This is a genomic window from Microbulbifer halophilus (genome assembly GCF_026183675.1).
GTDB lineage: Bacteria > Pseudomonadota > Gammaproteobacteria > Pseudomonadales > Cellvibrionaceae > Microbulbifer > Microbulbifer halophilus.
In genome coordinates this window covers 153,158-167,746 of sequence record NZ_JAPIVK010000005.1, presented here as the reverse complement: position 1 = coordinate 167,746, position 14,589 = coordinate 153,158, and the positions used below count along the sequence as shown (strand labels likewise).

The 14,589-nt window shown below is 63.3% G+C and carries 15 protein-coding genes and 1 tRNA gene; 1 reads left to right on the top strand and 15 read right to left on the bottom strand.

The genetic code is table 11. From position 1 onward, the window contains the following. Window positions 1-74: 74 nt before the first annotated feature. The 7 genes from OQE62_RS04535 to rlmE all read right to left on the bottom strand — a co-directional run bounded on the left by OQE62_RS04535 (window position 75) and on the right by rlmE (window position 6,694). Window positions 75-160: transfer RNA gene (locus OQE62_RS04535), tRNA-Leu, on the bottom strand. Window positions 161-169: 9 nt separating this feature from the next. Continuing rightward, window positions 170-574, bottom strand: a complete 405-nt coding sequence (secG, locus tag OQE62_RS04530) for a preprotein translocase subunit SecG (protein ID WP_265720803.1) — start codon at window positions 572-574, stop codon at window positions 170-172. Between the two features lie 70 nt (window positions 575-644). Continuing rightward, entirely contained in the window at window positions 645-1,376 is a 732-nt protein-coding gene (gene tpiA, locus OQE62_RS04525) for a triose-phosphate isomerase (RefSeq protein WP_265720802.1), read from the bottom strand. A gap of 211 nt (window positions 1,377-1,587) precedes the next feature. Beyond that, window positions 1,588-2,940, bottom strand: coding sequence for a phosphoglucosamine mutase (glmM, locus tag OQE62_RS04520; protein WP_265720801.1), 1,353 nt, complete (start codon window positions 2,938-2,940; stop codon window positions 1,588-1,590). Between the two features lie 94 nt (window positions 2,941-3,034). Next, a complete protein-coding gene (gene folP / locus OQE62_RS04515) occupies window positions 3,035-3,883 on the bottom strand; it encodes a dihydropteroate synthase (protein ID WP_265720800.1) in 849 nt (282 codons plus the stop codon). Window positions 3,884-3,991: 108 nt separating this feature from the next. After that, the gene (gene ftsH, locus OQE62_RS04510; RefSeq protein ID WP_265720810.1) at window positions 3,992-5,887 is read right to left on the bottom strand and encodes an ATP-dependent zinc metalloprotease FtsH; all 1,896 of its coding nucleotides are present in this window, start codon (window positions 5,885-5,887) and stop codon (window positions 3,992-3,994) included. Window positions 5,888-6,073: 186 nt separating this feature from the next. Beyond that, a complete protein-coding gene (rlmE, locus tag OQE62_RS04505) occupies window positions 6,074-6,694 on the bottom strand; it encodes a 23S rRNA (uridine(2552)-2'-O)-methyltransferase RlmE (RefSeq protein ID WP_265720799.1) in 621 nt (206 codons plus the stop codon). 143 nt (window positions 6,695-6,837) lie between these two features. Between rlmE and OQE62_RS04500 the strand changes: the two genes are divergently transcribed. Further along, a complete protein-coding gene (locus OQE62_RS04500; protein WP_265720798.1) occupies window positions 6,838-7,140 on the top strand; it encodes a YhbY family RNA-binding protein in 303 nt (100 codons plus the stop codon). A gap of 75 nt (window positions 7,141-7,215) precedes the next feature. Here the strand turns inward: OQE62_RS04500 and OQE62_RS04495 are convergent, their stop codons facing one another. The 8 genes from OQE62_RS04495 to moaB form a co-directional block, all read right to left on the bottom strand. Further along, entirely contained in the window at window positions 7,216-7,566 is a 351-nt protein-coding gene (locus OQE62_RS04495; RefSeq protein WP_265720797.1) for a hypothetical protein, read from the bottom strand. Window positions 7,567-7,582: 16 nt separating this feature from the next. Next, window positions 7,583-9,169 (bottom strand): S41 family peptidase, encoded by a 1,587-nt coding sequence (locus tag OQE62_RS04490; RefSeq protein WP_265720796.1) that lies wholly within the window; start codon window positions 9,167-9,169, stop codon window positions 7,583-7,585. Window positions 9,170-9,243: 74 nt separating this feature from the next. Further along, window positions 9,244-10,635, bottom strand: coding sequence for a Re/Si-specific NAD(P)(+) transhydrogenase subunit beta (gene pntB / locus OQE62_RS04485; protein ID WP_265720795.1), 1,392 nt, complete (start codon window positions 10,633-10,635; stop codon window positions 9,244-9,246). A 15-nt stretch (window positions 10,636-10,650) separates the two neighbouring features. Next, complete coding sequence (locus OQE62_RS04480; protein WP_265720794.1) at window positions 10,651-12,204, bottom strand: Re/Si-specific NAD(P)(+) transhydrogenase subunit alpha; 1,554 nt, start codon at window positions 12,202-12,204, stop codon at window positions 10,651-10,653. Between the two features lie 604 nt (window positions 12,205-12,808). Continuing rightward, window positions 12,809-13,261 (bottom strand): molybdopterin synthase catalytic subunit MoaE, encoded by a 453-nt coding sequence (gene moaE / locus OQE62_RS04475; protein ID WP_377535676.1) that lies wholly within the window; start codon window positions 13,259-13,261, stop codon window positions 12,809-12,811. 2 nt (window positions 13,262-13,263) lie between these two features. Continuing rightward, window positions 13,264-13,512 carry a molybdopterin converting factor subunit 1 gene (gene moaD / locus OQE62_RS04470; RefSeq protein WP_265720793.1) on the bottom strand — a complete coding sequence of 83 codons (249 nt, stop codon included), beginning with the start codon at window positions 13,510-13,512 and terminating at the stop codon, window positions 13,264-13,266. Continuing rightward, entirely contained in the window at window positions 13,509-14,024 is a 516-nt protein-coding gene (moaC, locus tag OQE62_RS04465; RefSeq protein ID WP_265720808.1) for a cyclic pyranopterin monophosphate synthase MoaC, read from the bottom strand. Before moaC ends, moaD begins: the two co-directional genes overlap by 4 nt. 10 nt (window positions 14,025-14,034) lie before the next feature. Next, the gene (moaB, locus tag OQE62_RS04460) at window positions 14,035-14,547 is read right to left on the bottom strand and encodes a molybdenum cofactor biosynthesis protein B (RefSeq protein ID WP_265720792.1); all 513 of its coding nucleotides are present in this window, start codon (window positions 14,545-14,547) and stop codon (window positions 14,035-14,037) included. Between the last annotated feature and the right edge of the window lie 42 nt (window positions 14,548-14,589).

The following is a 14,589-nucleotide window of genomic DNA, read 5'->3' as shown; positions in this document are numbered from 1 at the left end:
CCAGTCACGGCGCTACGCGCCATGCCTGGCACACATAAAAAAAGGCACTCGCTCTCGCGAGTGCCTTTCGATGTTGGTGCCCAGGGCGGGACTTGAACCCGCACGGCCAGAGGCCACTACCCCCTCAAGATAGCGTGTCTACCAATTCCACCACCTGGGCTGAAAACTGTTACTGCGGCTCCCCTTCCGGTTCACCTGTCTGCGGAATCTCGTCGGCGGACGGCACCTCTGCGGCGGGCTCGTCCAGCTCGGGAATATCGCTCTCCATCGCCGGCACTTCGCTCGGCTGGCTTTCCTCAATGGCCGGCGCCTGCGGCATGTCCGTGTCGATACCCGCACCGGCATCGCGCTTGGCCAGCAGTGCCAGGCCGAGACTGGTGACGAAGAAAACGGTGGCCATGATGGCGGTCAGGCGGGAGAAAAAGTTGCCGCTGCCCTGGCTGCCGAACACGGTCTGGGAGGCGCCGGCGCCGAAAGAGGCCCCCGCTTCAGCGCCCTTGCCCTGCTGCAGCAGGATCAGGGCGATAATGCTGAGCGCGGTCAGGACGTGAAAGATTAAAACCAATTTTTCCATTTTCAGGAAGCTCGCTATCGGGGCCCGAAAGCCCGTTGTTCAATATTCCGTTGTACCTGCGCGCCGGATTCTAACCCGCGGCGCGGCAGATTTGGGCAAACTCTTCCGCATCCAGGGATGCGCCGCCCACCAGCGCACCGTCAATATCCGGCTGCGCGAACAGGGTCTCGGCATTGCCGCTCTTGACGCTGCCGCCGTACAGGATCTGTACTGCAGCGCCGGCTTCACCGAGCTGCCCCCGTATGAATTCATGCACCTGCTGCGCCTGTTCCGGCGTGGCTGTCTTGCCGGTGCCGATAGCCCAGACCGGTTCATAGGCGACGACCGCCCTGTTCCAGATGCCCGGGCCGGCCGCGTCGATCACGGCCTCGATCTGGGAGCCAATCACCGCCAGGGTGCGCTCCTCTTCGCGCTCCTCCAGGGTCTCCCCGACACAGAGTATCGGCACCAGGCCGGCCGCCTGGGCGGCGATAAACTTGCCCGCCACCAGCTCACTGCTCTCGCCGTAGAGGCTGCGGCGCTCGGAGTGCCCCACTATCGCGTAGCGGGCGCCGATATCCTGCAGCATCTCTGCGGAAACCTCGCCGGTAAAGGCCCCGGAGGTCTCCCGGCTGAGGTTCTGGGCACCCAGTGCCACCCCGAGCCCTTTCAGCTTCTCCCCCACCAGTGGCAGGTAGGGGAACGGGGGGCAGATGGCCACCTCGGCAGTAGCGCCACCGAGATCGAGCCCGGCAAAAAATTGTTCGGCAAACTCGCGGCTGCCGTTCATTTTCCAGTTGGCTGCTACCAGCGGTGTACGCATGTGTGCTCCTTCAAGGGGCGCAGATCTTAGCGATATTGCCGGGGAATGTAAATGCGGAATGCGGAATACGCGCGCCGACTCCGTGCTGCAGGGCGGTCCGGCCGGGAGCGGCCGCTGGCCGCGATCGAGTTGCCGGGCTCCTCAGTCGCCGGGTCGCGGCCCCGGCCATATCCACCGCGCAGTGTCGCGCCGCGTATTCCGCACTCCGCATTTATGCGTTCCCGACCCGCTCGACCACCGCCGAGATCTGTCCGGCGAGCTCTTCCACCTGCACGCTGTCCTCGCCCTCGACCATGACCCGGATCAGGGGCTCGGTGCCGGACGGGCGCAGCAGCACCCGGCCGCGACCGGCCAGTTCGGTCTCGGCGGCGCCGACGGCGGCCTTGACGTCCCCGTGATCCAGCACCCCGTCCCGGTGCGCCAGGCGCACGTTGATCATATGCTGGGGCAACATCTTCATGCGCCCTTTCAACTGTTCGAGCGGCTCGCCAAAATCGCACACGGCCCGCAGCACCTGCAGGGCGGAGATGATGCCATCACCGGTGGTGGTGGCATCGGCGCAGATGATATGGCCGGAGGATTCACCGCCGAGTTTCCAGCCGTTGGCATACATTTTCTCCAGCACATAGCGGTCGCCCACCTTGGCCCGCGCGAACGGAATCTGGAGCTCGCCCAGGGCCAGCTCGAAGCCGTAGTTACTCATCAGGGTACCGACAACGCCGCTGCAGCCGCCGAGGAACTGATGGCGGTGGATGGCGATCAGGAACAGCAACTGGTCGCCGTCCACGAGCTCGCCGTTGCGGTCGACGAACAGGACGCGGTCGCCGTCGCCGTCGAAAGCAATTCCCAGGTCGGCGCCCTCTTCCCGCACCGCCTGCTGCAACCGCTGCGGTTTGGTGGAGCCGCACTCCAGGTTGATATTGACACCGTCCGGACTCACACCGATGGACGAGACCTCGGCGCCCAGCTCGCGGAACACCTTGGGCGCGATGTGATAGGTGGCACCGTTGGCGCAGTCCAGCACGACTTTCAGTCCCTCCAGGGAGAAGCCCCAGGGCGCCGAGGCCTTGCAGAATTCGATGTAGCGGGCGGCGGCGTCGTCGATACGCCAGGCCTTGCCCAGATCCGGGGCGGTGGTCATCGGCTCTTCCAGCGCCGCCTCGATCTGCTGTTCCAGCCGGTCCGGCAGCTTGCTGCCCTCGGCGCCGAAGAACTTGATACCGTTGTCCTGGTAGGGATTGTGGGAGGCGCTGATCACGATACCGGCGCTGGCGTGGAAGGTCTGCGTCAGGTAGGCGATGGCCGGCGTGGGCATGGGCCCCAGCAGGCCCACGTCGACACCGGCACTGATCAGGCCCGCCTCCAGCGCCGCCTCAAACATATAGCCGGATACGCGGGTGTCCTTGCCGATCAGGATGCTGGGACGGCCGGCGCGCTTGTCGGCGGCCATTTCGCCGAACACCTTGCCGGCGGCATAGCCGAGGCGCAGCATGAAATCGGGCGTGATCACGCCCTCGCCTACGCGGCCGCGAATGCCGTCGGTGCCGAAATATTTTCTCGCCATGTTTTGTACTTCTCTGTTTTTCCGGGTTTGCGGTGCGCGCGGCGCACCCTACGGCTGGTTTCGGGGCGGCCGTCGGCGGCCCTCTCCCCTCGGTTCAATTGCCTTGGGCGTCCACCAGCTGTTGCATTTTGAGGACATCCACCGTGGCGGCGACGTCGTGGACCCGCAGGATTTTTGCGCCGCGCTGGGCGGACAGCATGGCCAAGGCCAGGCTGCCGGGCAGGCGGTCCTCCACGTCCCGGTCCAGCAGGCGGCCGACCATCGACTTGCGCGATACACCCACCAGCAGCGGGATATCCGACGGCGCCAGTTGCGGGAGGTTCCGCATCAGCGCCAGGTGGTGCGCGTCGTTCTTGCCGAAGCCGAAGCCGGGATCGAAGACCAGCCGCCCGCGCGGGATACCGGCATCCTCGCAGGCGTGCAGCCGTTGCAGCAGGTAAGCGCCCACTTCGGCCACCACGTCGTCGTAGTGCGGGTCCCGCTGCATGGTGCCGGGTTGCCCCTGCATATGCATGACACAGACCGGCAGGTCGGTCTGCGCCGCAGACTCCAGGGCGCCGTGGCGCTCCAGGGCCCGCACGTCGTTGATCATACCGGCACCGGCGGCGGCCGACTCGGCAATCACCGCCGGTGTGCTGGTGTCCACGGATACGATGGCGCCCAGTCGGGAGACGATGGCCTCCACCACCGGCACCACGCGATCCAGCTCCTCCTGTTCGGACACGGGCGCCGCGCCGGGGCGGGTGGATTCCCCACCCACGTCGATGATGGCCGCGCCTTCCGCCAGCATCTGCTCGGCACGCTTCAGCGCCAGCTCCGGATCCAGCCGGTCGCCGGCGTAGTAGCTGCCGCCGTCGGAAAAGGAGTCCGGGGTAATGTTGAGAATGCCCATGACCGCCGGGCGGGTGAGGTCCAGGGTGTGGTTGCCGCAGGTTAGATGCATTGGATGAGGTGTTATTGGTGTAGGTAGGGAAGCCGGGGAGGCACCGGCAGGCCCCTCTCCCGGCGGGAGAGGGGAGCTCGCTTTCGGGTTTCCGGGAATCCCGGTCAATCAGTGGTCGCTGACGGGGCCGCCGATGGGCTTCTCGCCCTCGCCGGTGGTCTCGCCGCTGGCGCTGCCGCCGGGGCCCAGGTCGCTGTCGTGCCAATCCTGTGGCGGGCGCACCTTGCGGCGCGCCATCAGGTCGCCCACCTGCTCGGCGTCCAGGGTTTCGAATTCCATCAGCGCGTCTTTCATTGCCTCGAGGATATCGCGGTTCTCCTCCAGAAGCGTCTGCGCTCGCTCGTAGCAGCCGTCGATAATACGGCGCACCTCGGCCTCGATCTCGTAGGTGGTCTTGCCGGACACCGGGTTGCCGGCGCCGGGCTGGCCTCTCTCGTCCTCGCCGTAGTGCAGCGGGCCGAGCTTCTCGGACAGGCCCCACTTGGTGACCATATTGCGCGCCAGTTCGGTGGCCCTCTCGATATCGTTGGAGGCGCCGGTGGTGACGCCGTCGACGCCCAGGGTCATCTCCTCGGCGATGCGGCCGCCGAACAGGGAGCACAGCTGCGACTCGATGGCGCGCTTGGAGATGCTGTACTTGTCCTCCTCCGGCAGGAACTGGGTCACCCCCAGGGCGCGGCCGCGGGGAATGATGGTGACCTTGTGCACCGGGTCGTGCTCCGGCACCAGGCGGCCGATGATCGCGTGGCCGGACTCGTGGTAGGCGGTGTTCACCTTTTCCTTCTCGCTCATGACCATGGACTTGCGCTCGGCGCCCATCATGATCTTGTCGCGGGCCCGCTCGAACTCCTCCATGGTCACGGTGCGGCGGTTGGCGCGGGCGGCGAACAGCGCCGCCTCGTTGACCAGGTTGGCTAGGTCGGCACCGGAAAAGCCGGGGGTGCCGCGGGCGATGGTCTGCGCGGACACCTTGTCGTCCACCGGCACCTTGCGCATATGGACTTTCAGGATCTGCTCGCGGCCGCGGATATCCGGCAGGCTGACGACCACCTGGCGGTCGAAACGGCCCGGGCGCAGCAGCGCGTGGTCGAGCACATCCGGGCGGTTGGTGGCGGCGATGACGATCACGCCCTCGTTGCCCTCGAAGCCGTCCATTTCCACCAGCAACTGGTTCAGGGTCTGCTCGCGCTCGTCGTGACCGCCGCCCATTCCGGCGCCGCGGTGGCGACCGACGGCGTCGATCTCATCGATAAAGATGATGCAGGGGGCCTGCTTCTTGGCCTGCTCGAACATATCGCGCACGCGGGACGCGCCCACGCCCACGAACATCTCCACGAAGTCGGAACCGGAGATGGAGAAGAAGGGCACCTTGGCCTCGCCGGCGATGGCCTTGGCCAGCAGCGTCTTGCCGGTGCCGGGCGGGCCCGCCATCAGCACGCCGCGGGGGATGGCGCCGCCCAGGCGCTGGAATTTGCTCGGGTCGCGCAGGAACTCCACCAGTTCCTGAACGTCCTCCTTGGCCTCGTCCACACCCGCCACGTCGGAGAAGGTGGTCTTGATCTGGTCGTCGCCCAGCAGGCGGGCCTTGCTCTTGCCGAACGACATGGGGCCGGAGCGGCCGCCACCTCCGCCCTGCATCTGGCGCATGAAGAACATGAACACGGCGATAATGATCAGGATCGGGAAGCTGGCCACCAGCAACTGCTGCCAGATGCTGGGGGATTCCGGCTCGCGACCGACGAACTCCACATTGCCGCGCACCAGCTCGTTGGTCAGCTCGTCGTCGATGATCCGCGGCTGGATGGTCTTGAAGTGGCTGCCGTCGTTCTTCTCGCCGGTGATGGTGAGGCCGTCGACGACCACACTTTCCACCTGTCCGGCCTGCACATCCTGCACGAACTGGGAATAGCTGAGGGACTCGTCCCGGGACTGTGGTTTGAAGTTCTGGAATACCATCAGCAGCACCGCCGCGATGATCAACCACAGTACAAGATTCTTTGCCATATCGTTCAAAGGGATCGCCCTCTTGCGTTGTTTACCCTGTCGCCGGGCGGGCCCGGCAGGCGGCACGCCCTGTGCCGCAATACTATTCAGCCACACCAGTATAGGCATGTGCATCTCCGCGCCCGCTGGCGCAGGAACGCTTATACCATACCGGGGCGTCGGCCAGAAATGGCCCGGACCGGCCTTTCAGCCCCTGAAGCCCCGCGCCACCAGATAGACCTCGCGCGAGCGGGGCCTGGAGGCGCCGGGCTTGCGGGTCACCACGCTGCTGTAGCTGGCCCGCAGGTCGCGGATCAGCGCGTCGAACCCCTCGCCCTGAAACACCTTGGCGACGAAGGCGCCGCCGGGTTTCAGTACCTGTCGCGCCATGTCCACCGCCAGCTCCACCAGGTACATAGAGGCCGGCTGGTCGACGTCGCGCACACCACTCATATTGGGGGCCATATCGGAAATCACAAGGTCGGCCCGCTCTTCGCCCAGGCGGTCGAGCAGCTCGTTGAGGACCGACTCCTCGGTAAAGTCGCCCAGCACGAATTCCACGCCGGCCAGCGCGTCCATGGGCAGGATATCGGAGGCCAGCACCCGGCCCTTGTGACCCACCAGTTCCATCGCCACCTGGGACCAGCCGCCCGGCGCCGCGCCCAGGTCCACCACCGTCATGCCCGGCTTGATCAGCCGGTCCTTCTTCTGCAGCTCCCACAGTTTGTAGCTGGCGCGGGAGCGATAACCCTCTTTCTGCGACTGCTTGACGTATTGGTCGTTGAAATGCTCTCGCAGCCAGCGGTGACTGCTCTTGGATCGGCCCATCGGGTACNCCAGCGGTGACTGCTCTTGGATCGGCCCATCGGGTACAATGCTCTGTTTACAACATCCGTTGCAGGAGCGGCGGGGCGGCCATCCGCCCCGCCGCTCCTACAATAGGTATCTATATAGTGGTAATGGAGTATTGTATGCCTTTAACCGCCGACCGCAAAAAAACCCTGCGCACCGTGGGGCACAACCTGAAACCGGTGGTTACCGTCGCCGGCAAGGGCCTGACCGAAGGCGTACTGGAAGAACTGGAGCGGGCGCTGGAGGATCACGAACTGATCAAGGTCAAGCTGGTGGTGGCCGACCGCGACCTGCGTCGCGAGGTGATCGGCGAGCTGTGCGAGAAAAGCGGCGCCGAGCTGGTGCAGGAGATCGGCAAGATCGCGTTGATCTACCGGGCGGCGGAGAAGCCCAGCGCCAGGCTGTCCAATCTGCTGCGGTAAAGCCGCGTCCTCCCGTAGGAGCCTGCTTGCAGGCGAAAACCCTTCGCCTGCAAGCAGGCTCCTACCTCACCTCGTCTAGGCTTCCGGAACGCAGCGGACGCCCGGCAGCGGCCAGCGACTGCCGTCGGACGATTTCAGCAGCCAGCATTCGGCACCGTCGGTCATCAGGCGGAATTTTTCCGGTTTTTCCAGTTTGCGGCCGTGCAGGCCGCCGGGCTCCTGCAGGCTGCGCAAAGGCCGGCGCTCCACGATAAGATTACTCTGCCGAGTCAGGGCGTCATCGGCCAGGTTGGCGGAGGCACCGTTCAGTGCCTGGGAGACGGTTCTCTCCAACACCGCATGGACCGATGGATCCGGGCTCACCAGCAGCGCCGGGACCGCCTCGCTGCGCGCCGTCTGCACACTGCAAGCGGTCAGCAACGCCACTGCGATAGCCGCTGACTTAATGCTCGATATTCTCATCGGACCTCCGGGGCATCTGGACAATTCGACTGCGTTGCCACTCCGGCGGGGCAATACGGTTCACCTCCCCACCGTCTGCAACCATCGGTTTCACTCGGGCATAACTGCTGGCGTAGGCGCCACAGCTTCCACTGTCCATGTAATTGAGCGCCGCGGCCAGCCGCCGCTCCCCGGTATCACCCAGCGCGTGATCGAAGTCGTCGCTCACTTCACAACCTTCCACCAGCGCGTAGCCATCATCGTAAGAGTTGGGGACAAAGCCATCGGCATACTCGCCGAAGCCCTCATCGTTCGCCCCTTTGTAGTTAATGGTGAAATAGGTGGTGCCGCAATTGCCCGTGGGGTGAAATCCATACGGCTTGCCGCAAGTCGTGTCCCCGATCAGGATCACTTCGACACCGATACCGCGCAGGCCGTTGATGATCGATTCACTGGCCGAGCAGGTGGCCTGGCCAGACAGAACAAACACTCTTTCCAGGTCCAGCGTCGGCAACGCCTGGTTTTCATCCAGGGAAGAATAGCCGACCGTCACATCGATAAACGGGATCGGCTCCAGCGGTTCGCCATTGAACGGGTTGCGGTCCGGATGCTGATCGTTGAACAGCAACTCTTCGAAAATCCTGCCATCGGTGGCGTTGGAGCCGGCGATCATATAGGCGAGTTGGCTGGCAATGCCGAGGTAACCGCCACCGTTATAGCGCAAATCCAGCACCAGTTCGTCGATACCACCATTGGAGTTGAAGTCCGCCACCGCCTCGAACAATGCCTTCTCCGCCGTGGCGACATGGTTGTTGAAAAGCAGATACCCCACCGTTTTCCCACCGGGCCCGATGTTCGACTGGTAGTGTGTCGGCGCCGGATTCATATCGATCTCACCGGCCGTCAGGGTAGTGGTATAGGACAGGCCACTGCGGCTCTCGAATTCGAACTCGTGAGCTTGTCCTTCGGAGGAAGGCCACAACACGGCATTGATAAAATCCACGTCCTTCTGGCCATCGGCATAGGACATGCGCAGGTCATCAATGCGTACGACTCGCATACCGCGCTCCATGCCTGCCGGCCAGTCTGGCGATTCACTGTAGGCTGTATAAATCTGCTGTGGATCTCCATCGAGGATCGTCCACTGGAAACCGTAACTGAGCGATATACCTGATTCGGAGCGCCTCTCATATTCTTCGGTCGGCTCGGCGTAATGGTAGTTATCTTTGTAAGCGCCGGAGGGACTGCGTTCTTCGGTCTTCAAGAGTTCAAAGTATTTCAGCGGGTTGTCGTAATCGGCGGGATCACGATCGACAATCTCGTCGTACCACAGGTAGGTTTCATGGCTCCAGGAGCGGAGCCAGTGGTTCTGAGCAAGTACAGAGCCGCATTGATTCTTGAAGTCAGCGGAAGGGGGAAACACACCTTCCTCCCACTCATAGTCGAAATCGCCATCACTGCCGCCTCCGTCGCCATTACCGGGAGGATCGTCAGAACCGCCATCGCTCCCACCGCCGCAGGCAGACAGATACAGCGCACCGAAAAGAAGAGTAAGGGAAAATGCCAGGCGGCGGACGATAACCTCCATGAAAGCAGGCTCCTTTTTATTCTGGAAACCTGAAGGTTACCACCGCCACCGGCATTAGTAGAAGGGAAAAACGATCAGCCGGCCAGTTTGCCCAATACCGCCTGCAGGCTGTCCTTGGCATCACCGAACAGCATCCGCGAGTTCTCCTTGTAGAACAGCGGGTTGGCGACGCCGGCGTAGCCGGAGGCCATGGAGCGCTTGAGGATCACCACCTTGCCGGCCTTCCAGCACTCCAGCACCGGCATGCCGGCGATGGGCGAGCCGGGCTTTTCCACCGCGTCCGGGTTGACGGTGTCGTTGGCACCGATCACCAGCACCATGTCGGTTTCGGGGAAATCGTCGTTGATCTCGTCCATTTCCATCACGATATCGTAGGGCACATTGGCTTCGGCGAGCAGCACGTTCATGTGGCCCGGGAGCCGCCCCGCTACCGGGTGGATACCGAAACGCACTGTCTTTCCCTCTTTGCGCAGCTTGTCGGTCAGGTCGCTGACCGCCTGCTGGGCGTGGGCCACTGCCATGCCGAAGCCGGGGACGATGATGATGCTCTTGGCCATATCCAGATCCGCGGCTACTTCGTCCGCGCTGGTCTCCACCGCTTCGCCCTCGATCTCGCCCTCGGCCACTTCGCCGCCGTCGGAGCCGAAGCCACCCAGGATCACGCTGGCAAAAGAGCGGTTCATGCCGCGGCACATGATGTAGCTGAGGATGGCACCGGAGGAGCCCACCAGCGCGCCCACCACGATCAGCAGGTCGTTGCTGAGCATGAAGCCGGTGGCGGCCGCGGCCCAGCCGGAGTAGCTGTTCAGCATCGAGATCACCACCGGCATGTCGGCGCCGCCAATGGCCGCGATCAGGTGAATCCCCAGCAACAGTGCGATGGAGGTCATGATCAGCAGGTTGATCACGGTACCCGCATTCAGGTCGGCGGGAATAAACAGTGCACCCAGCACCACACAGGCGATGATCGCGGCCAGGTTCAGCCAGTGGCGCGCCGGCAGCACCAGCGGCTTGCCGGAAATCAGGCCCTGCAATTTGCCGAAGGCCACCAGCGAGCCGGTCAGCGTGATGGCGCCGATAAAGATCCCCAGATAGATCTCGGTATTGTGCACAATATGCTCGGCACCGGTGAGGGAGAGGCGCGGATCGAGAAAGCCGCCCCAACCGATCAGCACGGCCGCCAGGCCCACGAAGCTGTGCAGCAACGCCACCATTTGCGGCATCTGTGTCATGGCCACTCGCTTGGCCAGGAAGATTCCGACCACCGCGCCCACCGCCATGGCGATGGCCACCAGCCAGTAGGCGCCAGAGGCAATACCGGCGATGGTGGCAATAATGGCCACCGCCATGCCCACCATGCCGTAGATGTTGCCGCGCCGCGCCGTCTCGTGGCTCGACAGGCCTCCGAGGCTGAGGATGAACATCACCGCGGAGAAGAGATAAGCCATGGAAATCATACCGTTCATTATTCTTCTCCTCTGTTAGCGCCGAAACATTTTCAGCATGCGATAGGTGACAAAGAAGCCACCGAAGATATTGATACTGGCCACCAGCACGCCGATGAAGGCGAGCAGTGTGACCAGGCCGGAGCCGCTGGCGCCCACCTGCAGCAACGCGCCGACGACGATGATGCCGGAAATGGCGTTGGTCACACTCATCAACGGTGTGTGCAGCGCGTGGGTCACATTCCAGATCACCTGCCAGCCGACGAAAATGGCCAGCACGAACACGGTGAAGTGAGACACGAACTCCTGCGGCGCCACACTGCCGAGCCACAACAGCAGCGCGCCGGCCACCGCCCAGAAGGCCAGGATTCCCAGCGGCGATTTGCGCACCGGCTTTTTCTCCTCGGCCACTTCCGGCTCGGGTTCGGGCTTCTTCTCCGGCGCGGGTTTCGGTTGGGCGGTGATCTTGGGGGCGGGCGGCGGCCAGGTGACCTCGCCGTCTTTCACCACGGTAGCGCCGCGGATCACTTCATCGTCGAAATCGAGATTGATCTCGCCGTCCTTCTCCGGCGCCAGCTCGCTGAGCAGGTGCGCCAGGTTGGTGGCGTAGAGGGTGGAGGACTGGGTCGCCGCGCGGCTGGGCAGGTTGGTGTAACCGATGATGGTGACACCGCTTTCGACCACTTTCTCATGCGGCACCGTGTAGTCGCAGTTGCCGCCGTTCTCCGCCGCCAGGTCGACGACCACCGAGCCCTCGGCCATGCTGTCGACCATATCCGCGAGCCACAGCTTGGGCGCCGGCTTGCCGGGAATCAGCGCGGTGGTGATGACGATATCCACCTCCTTCGCCTGCTCCCGGAAGAGCGCCATTTCCGCGTCGATAAACTCCTTGGACATTTCCTTGGCATAACCGCCGCTGCCGGAGCCCTCTTCCTCGAAATCCACGGTGAGGAACTCCGCGCCCATCGACTCCACCTGTTCGCGCACTTCCGCGCGGGTGTCGAAGGCACGCACCACGGCGCCCATACTTTTGGCAGTACCGATCGCCGACAGGCCGGCGACACCGGCACCGATCACCAGCACCTTGGCCGGCGGTACCTTGCCGGCGGCGGTGATCTGGCCGGTGAAGAAACGGCCGAAGTTGTGCGCGGCCTCGACCACCGCGCGGTAGCCGGCGATATTGGCCATGGAGCTGAGCGCGTCCATTTTTTGCGCGCGGGAAATGCGCGGAACGGATTCCACCGCCAGGGCGTTGATATTTTTTTCCGCGAGCTTTTTGAGATAGTCCTCGTTCTGCGCCGGCTTGAGGAAGGCCACCAGGGTGGCGCCGGAGGGGATCAGATCCAGTTCTTCATCGCTCGGGGCCTGCACCTTGAGCACCAGGCCGGCACCTTCCAGGCACGCCTTGCCGTCTGCACAAATTTTCGCGCCGGCCTGCTCATAGGCTTCATCGGTGAAGCTGGCCGGGGCACCCGCACCTTGCTCGAGCGCGACCGAGAATCCCAGGTCGCGCAAACGCTCCACACTGTCGGGAGTGGCCGCTACCCGCGCCTCTCCCGGTGCAGTCTCTTTCGGTATGGCTATGATCACCGCTTTGCTCCGTCAATCTATTTGCCGGGTCGGCCCTACGCCTGCCACCAACTTCCTGCAACGTCGCAAAGCCAACACTGGCGTTCTATTTATCTCGGGTTTCGGGAGTTTTTTGGGGGCCGGTGCCATCGGCAGGCACCTTCAACTCCGAAACGCGAGTCTTTATAAATTTACTCTACTTCCCGAGTGCAAGCTGTCCGCATAAACCGAATATTTAACAGGGATTGCAGATATGGGAACTCTCGGAAAGGGCGAAAAATTCTATACGCCAGCAGGGCCCATTAAAAGAATATTTGGCTTATTCGCCTATAAAATTCATCAATAACGAAATTCGCGCCTGCCAATAGTCCCAATCTGCGCATTTCCAGTTGCAGTTGAAACATTGCCGGAGGCCCCGGAAACGGCGGCCCGCCCCCGACAATCGATTATCCGATTCGACCGTATCGGCAGGTCGATTCGATCATAGTCGATTCAACGGCGGGGTTCGAACCGATTTATCGGCGCACAGTTTCAAATGATACTGTGCGATATTGAACAGCCGGAAAGGAGGTGATTAGGGGGTCGGAAGCGGAGGGATTTGCAGATGGCTCCCCCCACCAATCGATCACCACCGGCGAAGCGCATCGCGATCGCTCTCCCGCGCTTCCACCCAGCGCTCGCCATCGGGGCCCGATTCCTTTTTCCAGAAAGGCGCGCGCGTCTTGAGAAAATCCATCATGAATGCGCAGGCGTCGAGCGCCGCCTGCCGGTGCGGTGCGGCGGCGCCCACGAAGACGATATCCTCGCCGGGATCCAGGCGGCCGAATCGGTGCACGATGCGGGCGCGCCCCAACTGCCAGCGCTGCCGGGCCTCCCCGGCAATTTCCCGCAACACCTTTTCGGTCATGCCCGGGTAGTGTTCCAGCTCCAGATGCGCTACCGATTGCGCGACATTGAAGTCCCGCACGGAGCCGACAAACATCGCCGTGGCCCCGTCTGCACTGTTGTCCCGGCGCAACTGCGCATATTCCGCGGCCACGTCGAATGCCTCGCGCTGTACCGAGACTGCAATCGCCACCCTCAGCCCCCGGTTACCGGCGGGAAGAAAGCGACTTCGTCGCCGCCGTCAACAGCGCTGTGCGGTTCGGCCACCGAGCGATTGAGCGCCATCTGCAGTTTGTCGTCGGCGAGCGCCGAGCGCCATTCCCCGCCGCGCTCACTCAGGTGGGAGCGCAGCTCCGCCAGGGTCGAGCATTCGCTCGCCGGCACGCTGACCTCGGCACATTGCAGCCGCTCGCGCAGCCCGGCAAAAAACAGTACCCGTATCACTGCTGCTTCTCCTCTTCTCCGCTCACCTGCGGGTCGCTGTCGCCGGGCACCCAGTGCCCGCGTTTGCCGCCGATTTTCTCCCGCAGCCGCGTGTGGGCGATAGTGATCGCCGGATCCACGGCCTTGCACATATCGTAAATCGTCAGGGCCGCGATCGAGGCCGCGGTGAGCGCTTCCATCTCCACGCCGGTGCGGCCGGCGAGTTTGCAGAAGCTGGCGATGCGGACGCGGTTGTCTTCGGGCTCCAGCTCGAAATCCACCTGCACCTTGGTCAGCGCCAGCGGGTGGCAGAGCGGTATCAGGTCGGCGGTTTTCTTGGCCGCCTGTATGCCGGCGATGCGCGCGGTGGCCAGTACATCGCCCTTCTTGTTCTGGCCGGCTCGCAGTTGCTCGAAGGCATCGGCGCTCATGCAGACCAGGGATTCGGCGCGGGCGATACGTTCGCTGACCTCTTTTTCAGTGACATCCACCATGCTGGCTTCGCCACGCCGGTTCAGATGGCTCAACACGATTCACTCCTCCTCAAGTGCGAGGCAACAGGTGCGCGACAAAATTGCAGGGTTTGAAGCTGGCATCCAGTTGCCGGCTGAGAATATTTTCCCAGGCGGTGCGGCAGGCGCCGGTGGAGCCGGGCACGGCGCAGATCAGTGTATTGTTGGCGAGCCCGGCCAGGGCGCGGGACTGGATTGTGGAGGAACCGATTTCGTCGTAGGAAATACTCCGGAACAGTTCGCCGAAGCCCTCGACGTGTTTGTCGAACAGCGGCGCCAGTGCCTCCGGGGTGGAGTCGCGACCACTGAAACCGGTGCCGCCGGTGGTCAACACCACCTGCACGGCCTCTTCCGCAATCCAGCGGGAAACTTCCGCGCGCAGCCGGTAGATATCGTCCGGGACGATTTTCTTTTCCCACAGCCTGTGGCCGGCGGCCCGGAGTACCTCGGTCAGGTATTGGCCTGAGGTGTCCGTGTCTTCGGTGCGGGTATCGGAGACGGTCAGTACCGCAATGGATAGTGAGTTTTCTTCTCGATTTTGCACTGTCTGATTTTCCTCGAAACTCGGTTGTTTTCTTGCAGGAGC

Coding starts and splice junctions, on each gene's coding strand:
- folP (WP_265720800.1), bottom strand. CDS start 3,883: ATGCATCTAACCTGCGGCAACCACACCCTGGACCTCACCCGCCCGGCG.
- tpiA (WP_265720802.1), bottom strand. CDS start 1,376: ATGCGTACACCGCTGGTAGCAGCCAACTGGAAAATGAACGGCAGCCGC.
- glmM (WP_265720801.1), bottom strand. CDS start 2,940: ATGGCGAGAAAATATTTCGGCACCGACGGCATTCGCGGCCGCGTAGGC.
- secG (WP_265720803.1), bottom strand. CDS start 574: ATGGAAAAATTGGTTTTAATCTTTCACGTCCTGACCGCGCTCAGCATT.
- rlmE (WP_265720799.1), bottom strand. CDS start 6,694: ATGGGCCGATCCAAGAGCAGTCACCGCTGGCTGCGAGAGCATTTCAAC.
- OQE62_RS04490 (WP_265720796.1), bottom strand. CDS start 9,169: ATGGAGGTTATCGTCCGCCGCCTGGCATTTTCCCTTACTCTTCTTTTC.
- pntB (WP_265720795.1), bottom strand. CDS start 10,635: ATGAACGGTATGATTTCCATGGCTTATCTCTTCTCCGCGGTGATGTTC.
- ftsH (WP_265720810.1), bottom strand. CDS start 5,887: ATGGCAAAGAATCTTGTACTGTGGTTGATCATCGCGGCGGTGCTGCTG.
- OQE62_RS04500 (WP_265720798.1), top strand. CDS start 6,838: ATGCCTTTAACCGCCGACCGCAAAAAAACCCTGCGCACCGTGGGGCAC.